We start from the raw sequence: 19,249 nt of genomic DNA on the forward strand, positions 1-19,249 counted from the left end.
TGCCCGCTGAGCACTTGGCAGAGCCTTGGGGAAACCTGGAAGATCTTGGGGACGGACCCGCACTGTGCGACGTCCCGATCCCCGGATAATCTCCCATTCATGTCCCGCCATGTCGCGATCGTCACCGATTCCACGGCCTACTTGCCGCGGACGGCCGTCGAGCGCCACCGCATCACGGCCGTACCGCTGACCGTCGTCCTGGGGGACCAGGCCCTTGAAGAGGGCACCGAGATCTCCGCGAGATCCGTCGCCCAGGCCCTGCAGAAGCGGCGCAGCGTGACGACGTCCCGGCCCAGCCCGGCCACGTTCGCGGACACCTACCGCAAGGTGGCGGCGGCCGGCGCGACCGGCATCGTCTCCCTCCACCTCTCCTCGGAATTCTCCGGCACCTACGATGCGGCGGTGATGGCCGCCAAGGACGCCCCGGTTCCGGTACACGTCGTGGACACCGGGATGGTCGCCATGGCCCTCGGATTCTGTGCCCTCGCCGCCGCGGAGACCGCGGAAGCCGGCGGCGACGTGGACGAAGCGGTCGCCGCGGCGGAGAAGCGGGCCGCGGGGACCTCCGCCTACTTCTACGTCGACACCCTGGACTACCTCCGCCGCGGCGGCCGGATCGGCGCGGCCCAGGCCCTGCTCGGCTCGGCGCTTGCCGTGAAACCGCTTCTCCAGCTGGCGGACGGACGGATCGAGCTGCTGGAGAAGGTCCGTACGGCGTCCAAGGCCATCGCACGGCTTGAGGAGATCGCCGTGGAACGGGCGGGCGAGGGCCAGATCGACATCGCGGTGCACCACCTCGCCGCCGCGGAACGCGCGGACGCGCTCGCCCAGCGGCTCCGTGAGCGGACCCCGGGGCTGAACGAGCTCCATGTGAGCGAGGTCGGCGCGGTGATCGGCGCACACACGGGACCGGGACTGCTGGGGGTTGTGGTGTCGCCGCGCTGAGCGAGGCGCGAGGGGTACGGCAGGGCACGTGTGGGTGACGAAGTTATCCACAACTGCGGGGTTGTCCACGGGATTTGACGCCGCTCAGCAGGCTCTGCATCGGTCACTTAGCGTCAGGAGTTATGAACTCCTCGCAGACCGCTCGACTCGACTCGTCCGTATCCGTTTCCACGTGGGCCGCGCCGGCTGACGGCCCCTCCTCGGCTCCGGAAGCCTCTGCCGAACGTTCCGGCTGGCCATGGGCGTCCGACTCCACAGACCCGTATGAGCAAAACGTACCGCCTGATACTTCATTTGCTCCTGATACGTCACCTCAGCCTGGCACTCCATCTCCTTCTGGCCCGTCATCTCTCTCTGGCTCATCACTCCCTCCGGAATCGGTGGGCGCATCTGTGGCGCCCTCGCCAGACCTGGTGGGCGAAGCAGTGCTGTCTTCGCCGGAACCTGTGCGCGAACCCGTGACCCCTTCCCGTGCGCGGGCGCGTGAGGAACGGGAGCGTGAGCGGGTACGGGCCCGGGTGGCGGCGATCTTCGGCGATACGGAGCGGGCGTCCGCAACGACCGGGACCCCGCCGCCCGGACACGATCCCCCGCCTCATCCCCGGCTTCACCCCCGGTCCCAGCCCCCGTCCCCTCGCCCGCGCCGCACGGAGCGGGCGTGGCTGGCGATGCGGGAACGCCTCCCGCTGTGGCTGCAGTTACGGTGCGGTACCGACCCCAGGGCACTGGCCGCCCTGGCGTTGGTGCTGATCGTGGCGGTGGCGTTCGCGGTGCACCACTTCTGGACCGGGCGCCCGGAACCGGTACGCGCTCCGGCCGTCGAACGGTCCGCCACGGGTCCGGACCACCAGCACCACGGCCCCGGCGCGGCCGCCGACCGGCACTCGTCGGCGCTCCCGTCACCCGCATCCTCGTCGAACTCGTCGACGGGCGCGACTGGTTCAGCGGGCGGCTCCTCGGGCGGTGGTGGGCGCCAGTTGGTCGTCGATGTCACGGGCAAGGTCCGGCATCCCGGCATTCACCGGATGCCGCCGGGCTCACGAGTGATCGACGCGCTGCGGGCCGCGGGCGGTGTGCTGCACGGGGCGGATGTCAGCGGGCTCAATCGGGCGCGGCTGCTGACCGACGGCGAACAGATCGCGGTCGGCGTGCCGGGCGCCGCGGCCGGGAGCGGCGCCGGCACCGGTGGTGCCGGGGCCGGTGGTACGGGCAGTGGGACGGCGGGCGGCGGAGTCGGTCCGAGCGGGCCGGTGAGCCTCAGTACGGCGACGGAGCAGCAGCTCGACGCCTTGCCGGGGGTCGGTCCCGTACTGGCGCGCCACATCATCGAATTCCGTACCCAGCACGGCGGCTTCATTTCGGTGGAGCAGCTTCGTCAGGTGACTGGTATCGGCGACCGTCGCTTCGCCGATCTGCGGCCCTTGGTGGAGCCATGACCTCCGCCCGGCCCTCGGTGCACGCCACGGCTCCCTCGCCGCGCGGCGCTTCGGACCCGCAGCAGGAAGGGCCGCCCGATCTGCGCCTGGCCGGACCGGCACTGGCGGCCTGGGCCGCGGCGGCAATCGGGTTGGGCGCCTCCGACGGCGGCGTGGCGGTGGCCTGCGCCGTGGGGGTGGTCCTGGCGGCACTCGCGCTATGGGTGGCCGTCCTACGGCGCCGGGCGGAACGCGGGGGAGGCGGGGAGTACGAGGGCGAGAGGCACGGGGAGCACGAGGAGGGCGAGCAGCACGGGGAGGGCAAGAGGCACGGGGAGCACAAGGAAGGCGGGCAGAGCGGTGCGGGTGCGAGTGCGGGTGGTGGTGCGGCGGGCGGGACAGGGGGCGCTCGGGGCGGCGGAGCGGGTCGCATGTGCCGGTCCGGCCTCTCCCGTCGGTGGGCCTCCGGGGCGTGGGTGGCGCTGGCCGCCGTGCTGCTGGGTGCGGTCGCGGGGGCGGCGTCCGCGGCGTTGCACGCGGCGGACGTCCGGCGTGGTCCGCTGCCCGACCTGGCGGACCGCTATGCACGGGTGACGGTGGAGCTGGAGGTGACCGATGATCCTCGGCTGACCCGGCCCCGGGTGCGCGGCTCCCAACGGACGCCTGCAGCTGTGGTGTTCAACGCCGATGCCGTGCGGGTGACCGCTCCGGACGGTGCGGTCACCGCCGTGCGTACCCCGGCCCTGGTCCTCGTACGGCAGAGCGGAAGGGACGAAGGCGCGCCGTCCGGCAGCAGCGGAGGCGAGGGGAAGAGCACCGCTGCCGGGGCCGAGAGTACAGACGGCGAGGGCTCTGGCGGTGAGGGCCCTGGCGGTGAAGGGCCTGGCCGTGAGGGGCCTGGCCGTGAGGCGCCCGGCGGCAAGGGCTTCGGAGGCAACGGCTCCGGAGGCGAGGGCTCCGCGGGTGAGTGGGGCCGGCGGGGTGGGCGCCCGGCGTCAGCGGCCTCGTCGTTGTCGGAGGCTTGGCGCGGGCTGCTGCCGTCGACGCGGATCCGGGTCGTGGCGCGGGCCGTACCGCCGCTCATGCCGGATGATCAGGTCGCCGCGGTGTTGCGGGTCGACGCCGATACGCCGCCGGTCAAGGTCGGTGGCCCGTCCGTGTTGCAGCGGGTGGCCGGACGCGTCCGGGCCGGGCTGCGGGAGGCCACGGACGGGCTCCGGCCCGACGCCCGTGCGCTGCTGCCGGGTCTGGTCGTAGGGGATACCTCGCGCGTGCCGCCGGATCTGGACGAAGCCTTCCGGGCCACCGATCTGACGCACCTGCTCGCCGTCTCCGGCAGCAATCTCACGATCGTGCTCGCCCTGCTGATCGGCCCGCCGCACCTCGCCACGCGTGCCGAGCGGCGTGGGCTGGCGCCCCGCCTGAGGCTGTCGTTGCGCGGCACCGCCGTCCTCGGGGGCGTGCTCGCGCTGGCCTTCGTGGTCGTGTGCCGCCCGGACCCGAGCGTGCTGCGGGCCGCCGCATGCGGACTGATCACCCTGCTGGCGATCGGCACCGGCCGCCGCCGTTCGCTGCTCCCTGCGCTGGCCGCCGCGGTGCTGCTCCTGGTGCTCTACGACCCTTGGCTCGCGCGACGGTACGGCTTCCTGCTCTCCGTACTGGCCACCGGCGCACTGTTGCTGCTCGCACCGCGCTGGAGCGCCGCCCTCCAGCGGCGCCGGGTGCCGCCCCGGCTCGCCGAAGTGCTCGCCGCCGCTGCCGCGGCACAGGCGGTCTGTGCGCCGGTCATCGTGGTGCTCGCCGCCCGCGTGGGCCTGGTGGCGGTGCCGTGCAATCTGCTGGCCGAGCTCGCGGTGGGCCCGGCCACGGTCCTCGGGTTCGCCGCGCTCGTCACCGCCCCGTTCGTCCTGCCGGTCGCCAAGGCACTGGCGTGGTGTGCCGGCTGGCCGACCGAGTGGATCGCCGGTGTCGCCCGTACGGGCGCGGCGTTTCCCGGGGCCGAGATCGGCTGGCCCGGCGGCTGGGTGGGGGCGTTGGTGCTGGCGGCCGTCATGGTGGCGCTGGTGCCGTTCGGGCGACGCGTGGTGCGCCGTCCCTGGCTCTGCGTCCTGTGTGCGTGCGCCGTGGTGCTGGCGGTGTGCCGCCCCGCTCCGTTCACCCGGGTCATCACCGGCTGGCCGCCGCCCGGGTGGCGGGCCGTGGTCTGCGACGTGGGGCAGGGCGACGGCCTGGTGCTGGCCGCCGGCGACGGTACGGCTCTGGTGGTGGACACCGGCCCCGAGCCACACGCCATCGACCGCTGCCTCACGGAGCTGGGTATCCGCCGCATCCCTCTGCTCGTCCTCACCCACTTCCACGCCGACCACGTGGACGGACTTCCCGGCGTGCTCCGTGGCCGGTCGGTCGGCGCGATCGAGACCACGACCCTCCAAGATCCGCCGGGCCAGGCGCAGTTCGTACGGGAGACGGCCGCCCGGGCCCGGATTCCGCTCGTACGCGCCGTTCCGGGGGAGCGGCGGCGCCTCGGCCCGCTCGGCTGGGAGGTGCTCTGGCCTCCGGCCGTGCCGTTCGCCCCGGTGCTCGACGGGCCCAACGACGCCAGCGTCACCCTGCTCGTACGGACCGGCGGACTGACGTTCCTGCTCCTCGGTGATCTCGAACCGCCTGCGCAGCAGGCGCTGCTGGCGGCGCATCCGGAGCTGGCCGGGGTCGACGTCCTGAAGGTGGCGCACCACGGTTCCGCACACCAGGACCCGCCGCTGATGCACCGGTTGGCGCCGCGCCTGGCGCTGATCTCGTGCGGCACCGGAAACCCTTACGGCCATCCGGCGCCGCGGACGATCGCCGCGCTGCGGGCTCAGGGCGCCCGGGTGCTGCGTACCGACACCGACGGTGCGATCGCCATCCTCGGCACTCCGGGCAGACTCGCCGCCACCGTGACCGGCCGTCGGACGGGGGCCGGGCTGCCGGGCGGCCGAGACGCTGGGCGCGGCCGGGGGAGGCGGCGCGGCCGGCGAATACGCAGCCGCGGACCGGCCGGCAGGGGCCGGTCCGGCCTCTCCGCTTCCGCCCGTGGGTCACGGCCCGTGGGTCACGGCCCGTGGGTCACGGCCCGTGGGTCATGACCTGCGGATCACGGCCGGCAGATGGTGTCCGGCAGGCTCTGGCGATCGGCGCAGGGCACGTGCTTGTACATCCGCATGATGTTCTTCGCCGTGTCGGAGTCCATGAACGCCAGGAATTTCGCGGTCAGTGAGCCGTCCTCGGGCCGCCCGTATGTGTAGAGGTACTCCACCGTCCAGAAGGGGTAATCACGTTGCTGTCCCCATTCGATGTCCGGCTCGTGCCCGTTCAGGCGCACGCTGACCACGTGCTGCCGTTGCGCCGCCGCATAGACCTCGGCGTAACCGATGGCGCCCGGCACCCGGTCCACCGCGTCCAGCAGGCTCTTGGTGCTGTTCACCTCGCAGCGCGTCAGGCGCGCCTGCTCGTCACGGTCCTTGTCACCGCAGTCGTAGGACGACACCACGCCCGGCTCCGAGTGGTGCAGCACCGACGTCTCGAACGCCCGGCGGGTGCCCGAGCCGGCGTCGCGGCTGACGAGACGGATCGGCAGGTCGTTGCCGTGCAGCTGCTGCCAGTTCGTGTAGGTCCCGTCATAGATCTTGCGGACCTGGACGGAGGTGAGGTCGTCGACACCGGCCTTCTCGTTGGCCACGAGGCCGAGCAGGATGACGCCGGTCCGGTCGCCTTCGAGCCGTCGGTAGAGGGAGGGCGCGGGCACGTCCGACACGGCGAGGAAGCCGGGCCCCTCGACGGTGGCCGGCTTGCCTTCACGGTTGAGGTTGCCGAGGCCGGAGAGGCTGCCGGACGTCGAAACGGTGATCTCGGCGCCCGCACACCGGGCCCGGTACTGCCGGGCGATCTCCCGCATCGGCGGGGCGAACGCCGTGGACCCGTCGATGGTCAGCCGCCCGGTGGCGCATTCACCGGCCGCGGCCGGGGCCGTCCGGGCGCTGAGGAGCAGGCCGCCGAGCAGTCCCAGCAGCACGATGAAGGTGCCGCCCAGCGCGAGACTGAGCTTGCGCGGCCCCCAACGCTGGGCGTTGCGCCGGATCCGTCCGCCGCTGATGAAGCCGCTGACGGTCACGGCCCCGGCCGCGCTCCCGTCGCGACCGCTGTTGCCGGTGGTGCCGCTGGTGCCGGCGTTGCCCCGGGCCCCGGGAGTGCCGCTTTCGGAACCGGCGTCCGTACCCGCATCGCCGCCCGCGCCCGCACCCGTACCTGCGTCCATGTCCGTGCTGGAGAGGAGGACCAGCAGCTTGAAGTGATTCCGCTTGTTCAGCGGCACTTTCGGGATGAACAGCCGACCGCCGTCGTGGCGCAGCCCACCGCCGTTGCGGGTCAGCATGCCCATCAGATCCGTCGGGTTGGCGTCCGGCACCTCGACGCCGATGACCGTGCGCCCGACGAACTCCACCGTGAGCGGCTCCTGATAGTCCTGCCGGACGATGTCCTTGCCGCCGTCGTTCTCGAACCGCAGGAGGGCCAGCGTCGCATCGTTGACCTCTTGGTCCTGCCGCAGCAGCCGCAGCTGCACCAGGCTGTGGGCGTCTTGGGGGTTCATGCCGATCGCCGTGTCCATCTGGACGCGGTATCCGATCCGCTTACGTCCCGGCAGAAACCGCTCGACGGCCCATACCACGGCCGTGGCCACGAGCCCGGCCGCGGTGAGGATCGTCTCGGTGTCCGGCAGAGCCACGGCAACCTCGCACAGATGAACGGACGTTGGGAGGTCAAAGCTTTGAGCAGCCCCGCTCGACCCCGGGAGGGCTTCGGCAGCTCGTCATCGGAGGTTCATCCGCTGGCCGCCGGTGACGCCGTCTCCTCCTCCCACCGAGGTTTCCGCGGCCCGGCCCGGCCCGGCCCGGCCCGGCTTGGCCCGGCTTGGCGTCCGCGGCCCGCGACGTGTGGGCTGTGGCCTGTGGGCCTCCGGCGGTACTACTTCTTCGGACCTCTCCTTGTTCCCTCGATCCACCGAGCCCCCGGTTCCTCTCGGCCCTTCAGTTGCCCGCGGGCGGTCCCACGGGTCCCACGGCTTGCGCTCGTCGTGGCCGTCGGCGCCCTTGTCCTCCCGTTTCGGCCGGTCCTGGCTCTGTAGGCTCCGGAACGAGGCTCCGGGAGGAGGCTTCTACCGGTGGGGACGGCGGCGCTGCGTGCCGGTCGGTGGAGAGATACGGGACGAGCGGAGGCGGGGTAGATGGACGAGATGGCGGCCGATGCCTATCTGGAGCGCATCGGGGCGGTGCGGCCCGGGGCCCCTGATGCGGGGGCGTTGGCTGCGCTGCACCTCAGGCATCTGCGGGCGGTGCCGTTCGAGAATCTCGCCATCCACCTCGGCGAGGAGATCGTGCTGGCGGAGCAGCCGCTGCTGGACAAGATCGTCGGTGCCCGGCGCGGTGGGTTCTGTTACGAACTCAACGGAGCCTTCGCCGGGCTGCTGCGGGCCCTCGGGTACGAGGTCGAGTTGTTGTCGGCGCGCGTGTTCGGTGCCGAGGGCCGCCTCGGCATCCCGTACGACCACCTTGCGCTGCGGGTCTCCACGCCGAGCGGGCCGTGGCTGGCGGACGTCGGCTTCGGCCGGCACAGCCACCTTCCGCTGCGCTGGGACAGCCGCGAGGAGCAGGCCGATCCCGGAGGGACGTTCCGGCTGGAGGAGACGGCGGAGGGGGACGTGGACGTACTGAGGGACGGCTCGCCGCAGTACCGGCTCGAACAACGGCCGCGTGCGCTGGCGGACTTCGAGGTCGGCTGCTGGTGGAACCGCACCTCGCCGACCTCCCACTTCACCCGGTCCCTGGTGTGCTCACGGCTGACCGAAACCGGGCGGATCACGCTCTCCGGCCGCACACTCGTGATCACCGGGGCGGGTGGTGCGCGAGAGGAGCGTGAGCTGGCGGCGGGAGAGGTACTGGCCGCCTATCGGGAGCACTTCGGCGTGGTGCTGGATCGGGAACCGGTGGTGGGGGCCGCGGCCGGGTGATCCCCCGTCGGTCGCCTCGGCCGCCTCGGCTGCCTGACGGTGGGCGGGGCAGGCCAGTGGCCGCCGGTCGTCTTACTCGGCCTCGCGCCAGCCCTCGAACTCCGCCGCGAGGTCGTCCAACCGTGCCGGGTCGTGGCGGGCGTCCGGATCTTCGACCACCACCAGCCACTGGGCGTCCTCGGCGTCGTCCTCGCCGGCCAGCGCGTCTCTTACGAGCTGGGGCTCCTCGGTGACGCCGAAGCGTTCGACGAGGGCCTCGGCGACCTCCTCCGCGGCGTCGCGGTCGGGCAGGACCAGGACGTGGCGTACCTGCCCGGAGGAGGGCGCCGGGGCGGAGGGAGAGGCGTGGTGCTCGGGGTGAGAGTGGTGCTCGGGGTGAGCACGATGCCGGGGCGCGGCGGCGTGGTCGTTCATCAGGCCATTGTCCCCGCTCGAAAGCCCGGCTCTCGGCGCGCGGGTCCGTACGTCACGCCGAGACCCCGGCGTCAGGCCGAGACCCCGAAGTCACGCCGAGACCCCGGCGTCAGGCCGTAGTGACTTCAGGGTCGTAGCGAGGTCAGGGTCGTAGCGAGGTCAGGGGCATGGCGGAGTGGGGCGGGGGCCGGCCGGGCGGCGTTGTCGGTGGGGCGTGGGATGCTGGATCGCGATGGCCAGGAAGACAGCTAACGACGATCCGCTTGCCCCCGTGACGATCGCGGTGGGGCAGGAAGACCTGCTGCTGGAGCGTGCGATGCAGCAGGTGGTGGCGGCTGCCCGCGCGGCCGATGCGGACACCGATGTGCGCGACCTCACCCCCGACCTGCTCCAGCCCGGCACCCTCGCCGAACTGACCAGTCCCTCGCTGTTCGCCGAGCGCAAGGTCGTGGTGGTGCGCTCCGCCCATGACCTGTCCGCGGACACGATCAAGGACGTCAAGGCGTATCTCGGTTCGCCCGCGGAGGAGATCACGCTCGTGCTGCTGCATGCCGGCGGCGCCAAGGGCAAGGGTCTGCTCGACGCCGCCCGTAAGGCCGGGGCGCGGGAGGTGGCCTGTCCCAAGATGACCAAGCCGGCCGACCGGCTGGCGTTCGTGCGGGGGGAGTTCCGTACGGTCGGGCGGTCGGCGACACCGGAGGCGTGCCAGTCGCTGGTCGATGCGATCGGCAGCGATCTGCGGGAGTTGGCCTCGGCGTGTGCGCAGCTCGCCGCCGACATCGAGGGCACGATCGACGAGGCGATCGTCGGGCGGTACTACACAGGTCGGGCCGAGGCGTCGAGTTTCACCGTCGCGGACCGCGCTGTCGAGGGCCGGGCCGCCGAGGCCCTGGAGGCGCTGCGCTGGGCGATCGCCACAGGCGTCGCACCCGTCATGATCACCAGCGCGCTCGCCCAAGGCGTCCGGGCCATCGGCAAGCTGGCCTCCGCGCCGCGCGGCGCCCGCCCCGGCGACCTCGCCCGCGAACTGGGCATGCCGCCGTGGAAGATCGACCGGGTGCGGCAGCAGATGCGGGGCTGGTCGGCGGACGGTGTGGCGACGGCGCTGCGCGCGGTGGCGGCGGCCGATGCGGGGGTCAAGGGCGGCGGGGACGATCCCGAGTACGCCCTGGAGAAGGCGGTCGTGACGATTGCCCGGGCGGCGCGGTCCCGCTGAGGCGCGTACGGCTGCGGCAGGGCCTGCTCAGGCGTGATCTCACTGAGAAGTGATCCCGCTGAGGCGCGGTCCGCTGAGGCGCGGCCCCAACGAGGCGCGGTCCCAACGAGGCGCGGTCCCGCGGAAGCCCGGAGCTTGGGATCGCCCGGGGAGTTCCGTTTGTCTCCCATCGGCCGAGCCGAGCCGAGCCGATCCCAGCCCAGCCTGCCACGCCGAGCCCGGCTCAGCCCCGCCCAGGCCCGGCTCAGCCCCGCCCGGTTCGCCCCGCCGAGCCCAGCTCAACGCGCATTCTGCAGGCGTTTGAGGGTCTCCGTCGCGCTGGTTTTGAGCATCGTGGCGACCTCGTCGGAGGTGGGCTGCTTGCCGGAGCTGCTGCCGGAGGCGTAGCTCGACCACGTCGACTGGAAGGTCATCCAGCCGTCCCGCACCCCGAGGATCACGTAGGAACCGCTGTCGCTGCCCATGTCGTTCCGCGTCACCAGGTAGGCCTCGTCGCCGATGCCCGGAACGGACTCGACCTTGTAGCCGACGGAGGTCTCCTGCTTCTCGTACGCGCGGTAGTTGTCGGCGAATTCCGGTGCCGGGTCGGCCTTACGGTGCAACGTCGCGCTGTTGTAGAGCCAGGTCGAGGAATAGGTGGCGGAGCTCGCGTTCTCCTGCTCAAGTGCAACGTTGCACCACATGGTGTCCATCGACGTCAGCCGGGCCCCGCTGGGCTGGGGGTTGGCGTCCTTCGAGGAGGAGCCGGTGTTCGCCTTGGTCTTGTAGTGGGCGTTCTCGAAGGGCGTCATCGAGGTGGCCGCGCACAGGTCATCGGTGTAGGCGTAGCCCGCGAGGTCCGGGCTGGGCTCGGAGGAGAAACCACCGGTGGCGAACAGCAGCGAACCCCAGATCGCGGAGGCAGCGACCGCGCCACCGATCGCCCACAGCCAGCCGGAGGCACCGCGGCCACCACCACCGCCACTGCCGCTGCCGCCGGGAGCGCCGCCCGTCCCGGCGGGTGTACCGGGCGCACCCAGGCCCGCCGGCGGGTAGCCGTAGTGGCCGACGGGTGGCTGCGACGGCGGCTGCATCGGAGCCTGCATCGGTGCCTGCGGCCCGGCGGCCGGACCCGGTTGGCCGGGCACGGGATTCTGCTGGGCGTAAGGATTCTGCTGCGCGGGCACCGGATTCTGCGGTGGTGCGGGGACCTGGCCGTAGGGGTTGGGCTGCGGCAGGCCGTACGGCTGAGAGGGCTCCCCCGGGGTGGACATGGCCGCAGAGTAGCGGACCGGCCGCACCCGGACCCCGGCCGGCGAGCGCCCCTACGACGAATAACCCCACGACAGCGGAGGTGCGTCTGCACACGTCGCTACGACGAGGTGGCTCCCGTTCTCCGACGTCGACGGTGGCTCCCGTTCTCCGACATCGACGGTGACTCCCGCTCTTCGACGGGCCGTTCCCGGCTCTACGACGGGGTGGCCCCACCGCGGATCCCACGCCCGGCCACCCCCGGAGCCCACCCCTCCACGCCCCACCCCTCCACACCCCACCCCTCCACACCAGCCCACGACAAAGGCCCCCCACCCCAGTGATGGGGCGAAGGGCCTCGTCGTGGAAAGTCGGGCTCGGTCGGCGGTGGAGGCCGCCGGTGAGCCGGGTGCGCCGCACCCGCGTGGCGAACGCAGGCCGCGTGCGGCGCGGTGGTGCACCGGTCAGGGAGCGGTGAGAGGGGCCGCTGGATCCCTGTCGGCAGGGTCGTTCAAGGGTGGTGCAAGTGCAGTGGCAGCGGAGCTGCGTACTGCGGGGTGCGGGGGAAGATCCCCGCGAAGGTCGGGTCAGCCCTTGAGGGTCGCGACCTTCTTCGCCAGCGCCGACTTCTTGTTGGCGGCGGCGTTCTTGTGGATGACACCCTTGCTGACGGCCTTGTCGAGCTTCTTGGCCGCCTCGGCCTGGGCAACGGTGGCCTTCTGCAGGTCGCCGGCCTCGATGGCCTCACGGGTGCGACGGATCGAGGTCTTCAGAGCCGACTTGACAGCCTTGTTGCGCTGACGAGCCTTCTCGTTGGTCTTGATCCGCTTCATCTGGGACTTGATGTTCGCCACGAAAGAGCCTTTTCAGGTTCGTTGGAGTTTCGAGTTGCGCCGCGCACGAGAGAGGGCACGAAGCGCAGTGGACCAGGCTACCAGCAGGGTCTACGGCCTCCCAAACCGGACCGGACCCCCGCCCCGACGGCCCGCCGGGAGCTCCCCTCCCCACGAGCTTCTCCATGAGCTTCCCCACGAGCTTCTCCAGGGGGCACACCCGCCCGAACCGGACCGTGGCCGTCGCTCATGGGACGATGGGGGGAGACGTCACATACCCGAGTCCCGCCTACCCGCGTTCACTGAATGGACCCTGCGTGCCCGCGACCCCTACGAACGTGCCGGAGCCGAGCCGTACCGATCCGGCCCTCCTCCGTAACTTCTGCATCATCGCGCACATCGACCACGGCAAGTCGACGCTCGCCGACCGGATGCTCCAGCTCACCGGTGTCGTCGACCAGCGGCAGATGCGCGCGCAGTACCTCGACCGCATGGACATCGAGCGCGAGCGCGGCATCACGATCAAGTCCCAGGCGGTCCGGCTGCCCTGGGCCCCCTCCGAGGGCGAAGAGGGAAGTGGCACGACCCACATCCTCAACATGATCGACACCCCGGGCCACGTCGACTTCACGTACGAGGTGTCGCGCTCCCTCGCCGCGTGCGAGGGGTGCATCCTCCTCGTCGACGCCGCCCAGGGCATCGAGGCGCAGACCCTCGCCAACCTCTACCTGGCGATGGAGCACGACCTCACGATCATCCCGGTCCTCAACAAGATCGACCTGCCGGCCGCGCAGCCCGAGAAGTTCGCCGCCGAGCTGGCCAATCTGGTCGGCTGCGAGCCCGAGGACGTGCTGAAGGTCTCCGCCAAGACCGGCGTCGGCGTGCCCGAGCTGCTGGACAAGGTCGTCCGCGAGGTGCCGGCCCCGGTCGGCGTCAAGGACGCCCCCGCCCGCGCGATGATCTTCGACTCCGTCTACGACGCCTACCGGGGCGTGGTGACGTACGTGAAGGTCGTCGACGGCACGCTGGGCAAGCGCGAGCGCATCAAGATGATGTCCACCGGCGCCGCGCACGAGCTGCTGGAGATCGGGACGAACTCCCCGGAGATGAAGCCGGCCGACGGCCTCTCGGTCGGTGAGGTGGGCTACCTCATCACCGGCGTGAAGGACGTCCGGCAGTCCAAGGTGGGTGACACGATCACCCAGCTCGCCAAGGGGGCGGAGGAGCCGCTCGGCGGCTACAAGGACCCCAAGCCGATGGTGTTCTCGGGGCTGTACCCGCTCGACGGTTCGGACTACCCCGAGCTGCGCGACGCCCTCGACAAGCTCCAGCTGAACGACGCGGCGCTGGTCTACGAGCCGGAGACCTCCGCGGCGCTCGGCTTCGGTTTCCGCGTCGGCTTCCTCGGCCTGCTGCACCTGGAGGTGATCCGGGAGCGGCTGGAGCGCGAGTTCGGGCTCGACCTGATCGCCACCGCGCCCAACGTGGTCTACCGCGTGGACATGGAGGACGGCGCCGAGCACGAGGTCACCAACCCGAGCGAGTTCCCGACGGGCAAGATCGACAAGGTGCACGAACCGGTCGTCCGGGCCACGATCCTGGCGCCCAGCGAGTTCATCGGCGCGATCATGGAGCTGTGCCAGAACCGCCGCGGTGCGCTGCTGGGCATGGACTACCTCTCCGAGGACCGCGTCGAGATCCGCTACACCCTCCCGCTCGCCGAGGTCGTCTTCGACTTCTTCGACCAGCTCAAGTCCAAGACCCGCGGTTACGCCTCGCTGGACTACGAGCCCACCGGCGAGCAGGTCGCCGACCTGGTGAAGGTCGACATCCTGCTGCACGGCGACAAGGTCGACGCGTTCTCCGCGATCACGCACAAGGACAAGGCGTACGCCTACGGTGTGCGGCTGGTCGCCAAGCTGCGCGAGCTGATCCCGCGGCAGAGCTTCGAGGTGCCGATCCAGGCCGCCATCGGCAGCCGGGTCATCGCCCGTGAGACGGTCCGCGCCATCCGCAAGGACGTCCTCGCCAAGTGCTACGGCGGTGACATCTCGCGTAAGCGGAAGCTGCTGGAGAAGCAGAAGGAAGGCAAGAAGCGGATGAAGATGGTCGGCAGCGTGGAGGTCCCGCAGGAGGCCTTCATCGCGGTGCTGTCCTCGGACTCCGACGGCGACTCCAAAGCGAAGAAGTGACCGCCGGGCAGCAGCCGTAGCCGGCGGAAGACGAAGAAGACGAAACGGAGAGGGGCGCCGGGTCCGGTACGGGACCCGGCGCCCCTCTCCGTCTGCTTCCCGGCCGTGGGCCCCTCACTGGCCCCTCACCAGCCGGGGAGCCCTCATCGGGATGAATGCGGAGCGTGGCGTTCCGCGAGGGTGGCGACCGGGGGCGCCGGGTGTGGTCTGGTGGGGGTGATCGGCGCGGCTCGCTATCGGGCGATGCGCGTGCTACGTACACCTATCGCACTGGTCACATCGTGAACCAGTCGGTCGTAGCCCCTTACGTGTCGGCGCAACGCGCTCTAGTCTGATCTCTGCTCAAAGGTTACTCGCGAGTCACCAGCAATGAAGCGGGCCCCGGAGGACGCCGTGACGGACACCCACACGCTGATCGAAAACCGGCCGCCTTCGGTGGCTCATCTCTTCCTGGAGCGGGTCGCGGCCACTCCCGACATCGAGGCCTATCGCCATCCCGTCCCCCCTGCCTCGGGCCAGGGCCCGGACGACTGGAAGGCGATCAGCTGGGCCGAGGCCGCCGACCGGGTCTACGCCGTGGCCGCCGGTCTGATCGCCCTGGGCGTACGGCCCGAGGAGCGGGTCGCGCTGGCCGCCAACACCCGCGTGGAGTGGATCCTCGCCGACCTCGGTGTGCTGTGCTCCGGCGCCGCCACCACCACGGTCTACCCCAGCACCAACGCCGAGGAGACCGCGTACATCCTGGCTGACTCCGACAGCCGGGTGCTGATCGCCGAGGACGCCGGCCAGCTCGCCAAGGCCCGGGAGCGCCGCGCCGAACTGCCCGACCTGGCGCATGTTGTCGTCATCGATGCGGCCGGCGCCGAGGCGTCCCCCGATGACCCCGAGGGCTGGGTGCTCAGCCTCGCCGACCTGGAGAAGCGCGGTCACGCCTACCTGGAGAAGCACCCGGAGTGCGTCAAGGAGCGGGTCGCCGGGCTGCGCGCCGACCAGCTCGCGACGCTGATCTACACCTCCGGCACCACCGGCCGGCCCAAGGGCGTACGGCTGCCGCACGACTGCTGGGCGTACATGGCCCGCGCGATCCAGGCCACCGGGATGGTCGCCGAGGAGGACGTGCAGTACCTCTGGCTGCCGCTGGCGCACGTCTTCGGCAAGGTGCTGACCGCCGGGCAGATCTCGGTCGGGCACGTGATCGCGGTGGACGGCCGGGTCGACAAGATCATCGAGAATCTGCCGGTCGTCCGGCCCACCTACATGGCCGCCGTCCCGCGGATCTTCGAGAAGGTCTACAACGGCGTCGCGGCCAAGGTGCGCGAGGGCGGCGGCGCCAAGTACAAGATCTTCCAGTGGGCGGCCGGGGTGGCCCGCGAGTACGCCAAGACCTCGCAGGACAACTTCCGGCGCACCGGCAGCGCGTCCGTGCCGTTCGCGCTCGGCGCCAAGCACAAGATCGCCGACGCACTCGTCTACGCCAAGCTGCGCGACGCGTTCGGCGGCCGGCTGCGGGCCGCGGTCTCCGGCTCGGCCGCGCTCTCCCCGGAGATCGGCTACTTCTTCTCCGGCGCCGGCATCCACATCCTGGAGGGCTACGGCCTGACGGAGTCCAGCGCGGCCAGCTTCGTCAACCCCGGCGAGGCGTACCGCACCGGCACGGTCGGCAAGCCGCTGCCCGGCACCGAGGTCCGGATCGCCGAGGACGGCGAGATCCTGCTGCGCGGCCCCGGCATCATGCAGGGCTACCACGGCCTGCCGGAGAAGACCGCCGAGGTCCTGGAGGAGGACGGCTGGTTCCACACCGGCGACATCGGCGAGCTCTCCCCGGACGGCTATCTGCGGATCACCGACCGCAAGAAGGACCTGATCAAGACCTCGGGTGGCAAGTACATCGCGCCGGCCGAGGTGGAGGGCCAGTTCAAGGCGGTCTGTCCGTTCGTCTCCAACGTGCTCGTGCACGGCGCCAACCGGAACTTCTGCACCGCACTGATCGCCCTCGACGAGCCGACGATCATGGGCTGGGCCGCGGAACACGGCCTGGCCGGCAAGACGTACGCCGAGGTCGTCGCGACCGACCAGGCCCGCGAGCTGATCGACGGCTATGTCGAGAGGGTCAACGAGGGGCTGCAGCGCTGGCAGCAGATCCGCAAGTTCCGGCTGCTGCCGCGCGACCTCGACATCGAGCACGGTGAGGTGACCCCGAGCCTCAAGATCAAGCGGCCGGTGGTGGAGCGGGCGTTCAAGGACCTGCTGGACGACATGTACGCGGGCACCCGGGAGTCGTGACCGCCCGCCGCACCGTCCTCCGGTGAACGTGCGGGGTGGGCCACCGGGCCTGCCCCGCACCGCCACTGCCGCGCACCGCGGCACTCCGGTCGCGACACTCCGGCGCCGCGGCCGCCCCGCCGCCCCGTTCGGCCAACTCCTCCGGCGCGTCAGCCGAATTGGCCGCTCCGGCCGCCCACTTCCGTGACTCACTGCTTATGGGCGCGCTCTTTCTGTCACTCTGTCGGTGGCGCACCCGGCGCCGCAGCGGAGCTGTTCGGGAGTTGCTCAATGAGGACGACAACTTCGTCTCCACGGGACGACGTCACGGCGACCCGCGCGACGACGGCCGGCCCCGGGCTCCCCGGCGCCCGCACCCGGCGGGCCGGTCTGCCCGGGGACCCGCAGGCCGCGGCCGCCGCGCGGCGGTTCGTCCGGTCCGCCTTCGCCGAATGGGAGGACCGGCGGCTGCCCGGCACCGAGCGGTTCACCGACCGGCTCACGGACGAGGCGGTGCTGCTGGTCAGCGAATTGGTGACGAACGCGGTGGTGCACGCGGGCACCACCATCGAGCTGAGCTGCCGGCTGGACCCCGCCGCGGAACCGGAACCGGGCCCCGGGCCGGACCCGGACGACGCCCCCGCGCCCGCCGTCGTCGTCGAGGTCTCCGACCGCCACCCCACCCAGCCGATCCGCGCCCGCGACGAGAACGCCCGGAACGACAGCGGCGGCCACGGCCTCCAGCTGATCAGCGCGGTCGCCGAATCCTGGGGCATCACCTACCGCCGCGACCTGAAGACCGTGTGGTTCCGGCTGCCGCTGCCGGCCCCGGAGGCCGCCGCCCGCCCGCTGCCGGAGCCCGCGTACGACGAGACGCCGTACGAGGGGGAGCGGTACGAGGGGGAGCGCTACGAAGGGGCGCGCCATGAGGAGACGCGGCATGAGGAGGTGCCGTACGAGACCCCGCACCCGCATGCGTCCGGCGATCCCGCGGGCCCGTACGACGCCGCCGGCCCGGCCGGGTACGACGAGGCCGCGGCCGCGTACGCCGACGAGGTGCTCCAGTGCGGGCTGCGGGCCGCCGAACTCCTCGCCCCGGCACCCCGCCGCGCCGACCGTCCGGAACTCGACGCCGACCGGGTCGACAACGGTGCGCTGTCCTTCCTCGCCGAGGCCTCCGACCTGCTCTCCGGCCAGCTCGACGCCGATCAGGTCGCAGCCCTCGCCGCCCAGCTGATCGTGCCGCGGCTCGCCGACTGGTGCGCGGTGTGGCTCCACGACGGCGACGGCGGCGCACCCGGCCGGGGCATCGCGACCGGCGGCGACGAACAGCGGCTGGCCCGCGTCTGGCACAGCTCCGAGAGCCGCATCGACACCCTGCGCGCCGCTCTGGAGAAACAGGCGCCGGACTTCTGGGGCGACGACGTCCCGCCGGGCGCCGCCCCCGCCGCCGTCCCCTGGCCCTGGCCGCACGACCCGGACGGCGAGGACCGGGACCACGACCTCTTGGACCACGGCCACCCGGGCGCCGGGCACCCGGTCGGCGCTCCCCTGGGCGGGCACGATCTGCCGCAGCTGCCGGGTCAGGCTCCGCCGGACGTGCCGGGTCACGTCCTGCCGGCCTACGCCCTCCCCGGCGGTGACCGCCCCGACGGTGACGAGCCGGGCGGTGCCGCGCTCGCCTGCCCGCTGGTCGCCGGCGGCCGCCGGCTGGGCACGCTGCTGCTCGGCCGCGGCGGCCTGCCGCGCTTCCCCGACGAGGTCGTCGGGCTGATCGAGGACCTGGGCCGCCGGGTCGCCCGCGCGGTGGCCACCGCCCGCGCCTACAGCCGCCAGGAACGCATCAGCCAGGTCCTGCAGCGCCGGTTGCTGCCCCGGGGCCGGGCGCAGGTGCCCGGCGTGGCGTCCGCGGTGGTCTACGAACCGCGCGAGGGCGCCTGGGCGGGCGGCGACTTCTGGGACCTCTTCGACGCCGGCGCCGGCCGCTGGTGCTTTGCGCTCGGCGACGTCTGCGGCAGCGGCCCGGAGGCGGCCGCGGTGACCGGGCTGGCCCGGCCGGTGCTGCGGCTGCTGGCCCGGGACGGCTTCGGCGTCGCCGAGGTGCTCGACCGGCTCAACAAGACCATGGCCCGGGAGGCCGCGGACTCGGTCGCGGCGGTCGCCGCGGCGGTCGCGGCGGCCGGCGCCGGGGCCGAGGCACCCGTGGAGATCCGCGAGGAGGGCGAACAGGCCCGCTTCCTGTCCCTGCTCTACGGCGAGATCGTCCCGTACCCGGGCGGGACCGGCGGCGCCCGGTGCACCCTCGCCAGCGCCGGCCACCCGCTGCCGCTGGTGCTGGGCACGGACGGCACGGTCCGCACCGTCGCGGCCCCGCAGATGCTGCTGGGGGTCGTCGAGGACGCGGCGTACGTGAGCGAATCGTTCGACCTGCGCCCGGGGGAGACGCTGCTGTGCGTCACCGACGGGGTCACCGAGCGGCGCTCGGGCCGCCGGCTGTTCGACGACGAGGACGGCCTGGCCGGCGCGCTCGCCGCCGGTGCCGGGCTGGGCGCCACCGACCTCGCCGAGCACATTCGCACCACCGTGCACGCCTTCGCCCCGAACCCGCCCGACGACGACCTGGCTCTGCTCGTCCTCCAGGCGGCGGGCGGCCCGGCGTAGGCACCACCGGGCCGCACGGGCTGCCCGCCGCCCGGGCG

12 protein-coding genes are annotated in these 19,249 nt (G+C 72.3%); 8 read left to right on the forward strand and 4 right to left on the reverse strand.

Annotated features, from left to right (window positions below):
* Positions 1-99 precede the first annotated feature (99 nt).
* The 3 genes from ACGF4C_RS18785 to ACGF4C_RS18795 all read left to right on the forward strand — a co-directional run bounded on the left by ACGF4C_RS18785 (position 100) and on the right by ACGF4C_RS18795 (position 5,485).
* Complete coding sequence (locus ACGF4C_RS18785; RefSeq protein WP_393567546.1) at positions 100-945, forward strand: DegV family protein; 846 nt, start codon at positions 100-102, stop codon at positions 943-945.
* 668 nt (positions 946-1,613) lie between these two features.
* Positions 1,614-2,381, forward strand: a complete 768-nt coding sequence (locus ACGF4C_RS18790; protein ID WP_393567547.1) for a helix-hairpin-helix domain-containing protein — start codon at positions 1,614-1,616, stop codon at positions 2,379-2,381.
* Complete coding sequence (locus tag ACGF4C_RS18795; RefSeq protein ID WP_393567549.1) at positions 2,378-5,485, forward strand: ComEC/Rec2 family competence protein; 3,108 nt, start codon at positions 2,378-2,380, stop codon at positions 5,483-5,485. Before ACGF4C_RS18790 ends, ACGF4C_RS18795 begins: the two co-directional genes overlap by 4 nt.
* An 8-nt stretch (positions 5,486-5,493) precedes the next feature.
* Here the strand turns inward: ACGF4C_RS18795 and ACGF4C_RS18800 are convergent, their stop codons facing one another.
* Complete coding sequence (locus ACGF4C_RS18800) at positions 5,494-7,122, reverse strand: substrate-binding domain-containing protein (RefSeq protein ID WP_393567551.1); 1,629 nt, start codon at positions 7,120-7,122, stop codon at positions 5,494-5,496.
* Positions 7,123-7,620: 498 nt separating this feature from the next.
* Here ACGF4C_RS18800 and ACGF4C_RS18805 point away from each other — a divergent pair, with 498 nt between their 5' ends.
* Positions 7,621-8,403 carry an arylamine N-acetyltransferase gene (locus ACGF4C_RS18805; protein WP_393567553.1) on the forward strand — a complete coding sequence of 261 codons (783 nt, stop codon included), beginning with the start codon at positions 7,621-7,623 and terminating at the stop codon, positions 8,401-8,403.
* Positions 8,404-8,475: 72 nt separating this feature from the next.
* On the opposite strand, the gene ACGF4C_RS18810 is transcribed toward ACGF4C_RS18805, so the two are convergent.
* Positions 8,476-8,700: a hypothetical protein gene (locus ACGF4C_RS18810; RefSeq protein WP_236680761.1), complete on the reverse strand. Its 225-nt coding sequence runs from the start codon at positions 8,698-8,700 to the stop codon at positions 8,476-8,478.
* A 349-nt stretch (positions 8,701-9,049) separates the two neighbouring features.
* Between ACGF4C_RS18810 and holA the strand changes: the two genes are divergently transcribed.
* Positions 9,050-10,033: a DNA polymerase III subunit delta gene (gene holA / locus ACGF4C_RS18815; protein WP_393567555.1), complete on the forward strand. Its 984-nt coding sequence runs from the start codon at positions 9,050-9,052 to the stop codon at positions 10,031-10,033.
* 278 nt (positions 10,034-10,311) lie between these two features.
* On the opposite strand, the gene ACGF4C_RS18820 is transcribed toward holA, so the two are convergent.
* A complete protein-coding gene (locus ACGF4C_RS18820) occupies positions 10,312-11,286 on the reverse strand; it encodes a hypothetical protein (RefSeq protein WP_393567557.1) in 975 nt (324 codons plus the stop codon).
* 564 nt (positions 11,287-11,850) lie between these two features.
* On the reverse strand, positions 11,851-12,117 hold the full coding sequence (gene rpsT / locus ACGF4C_RS18825; RefSeq protein WP_030415161.1) for a 30S ribosomal protein S20: 267 nt from the start codon (positions 12,115-12,117) through the stop codon (positions 11,851-11,853).
* 296 nt (positions 12,118-12,413) lie between these two features.
* Between rpsT and lepA the strand changes: the two genes are divergently transcribed.
* The 3 genes from lepA (at position 12,414) to ACGF4C_RS18840 (ending at position 19,211) form a co-directional block, all read left to right on the forward strand.
* Positions 12,414-14,288 carry a translation elongation factor 4 gene (gene lepA / locus ACGF4C_RS18830; RefSeq protein WP_030415162.1) on the forward strand — a complete coding sequence of 625 codons (1,875 nt, stop codon included), beginning with the start codon at positions 12,414-12,416 and terminating at the stop codon, positions 14,286-14,288.
* Positions 14,289-14,681: 393 nt separating this feature from the next.
* Positions 14,682-16,571: an AMP-dependent synthetase/ligase gene (locus tag ACGF4C_RS18835; protein WP_393567559.1), complete on the forward strand. Its 1,890-nt coding sequence runs from the start codon at positions 14,682-14,684 to the stop codon at positions 16,569-16,571.
* Between the two features lie 270 nt (positions 16,572-16,841).
* Complete coding sequence (locus ACGF4C_RS18840) at positions 16,842-19,211, forward strand: SpoIIE family protein phosphatase (protein WP_393567561.1); 2,370 nt, start codon at positions 16,842-16,844, stop codon at positions 19,209-19,211.
* Positions 19,212-19,249: the final 38 nt, after the last annotated feature.

This window comes from Streptomyces sp. NPDC048197 (assembly GCF_043202395.1).
GTDB classification, from domain to species: domain Bacteria; phylum Actinomycetota; class Actinomycetes; order Streptomycetales; family Streptomycetaceae; genus Streptomyces; species Streptomyces siderophoricus.

What these genes read in the sequence shown, in the direction of transcription:
- ACGF4C_RS18790 (WP_393567547.1), top strand. Translation starts at nt 1,614, where the DNA reads ATGCGGGAACGCCTCCCGCTGTGGCTGCAGTTACGGTGCGGTACCGAC.
- ACGF4C_RS18820 (WP_393567557.1), bottom strand. Translation starts at nt 11,286, where the DNA reads ATGTCCACCCCGGGGGAGCCCTCTCAGCCGTACGGCCTGCCGCAGCCC.
- ACGF4C_RS18785 (WP_393567546.1), top strand. Translation starts at nt 100, where the DNA reads ATGTCCCGCCATGTCGCGATCGTCACCGATTCCACGGCCTACTTGCCG.
- holA (WP_393567555.1), top strand. Translation starts at nt 9,050, where the DNA reads ATGGCCAGGAAGACAGCTAACGACGATCCGCTTGCCCCCGTGACGATC.
- ACGF4C_RS18840 (WP_393567561.1), top strand. Translation starts at nt 16,842, where the DNA reads ATGAGGACGACAACTTCGTCTCCACGGGACGACGTCACGGCGACCCGC.
- ACGF4C_RS18805 (WP_393567553.1), top strand. Translation starts at nt 7,621, where the DNA reads ATGGACGAGATGGCGGCCGATGCCTATCTGGAGCGCATCGGGGCGGTG.
- ACGF4C_RS18795 (WP_393567549.1), top strand. Translation starts at nt 2,378, where the DNA reads ATGACCTCCGCCCGGCCCTCGGTGCACGCCACGGCTCCCTCGCCGCGC.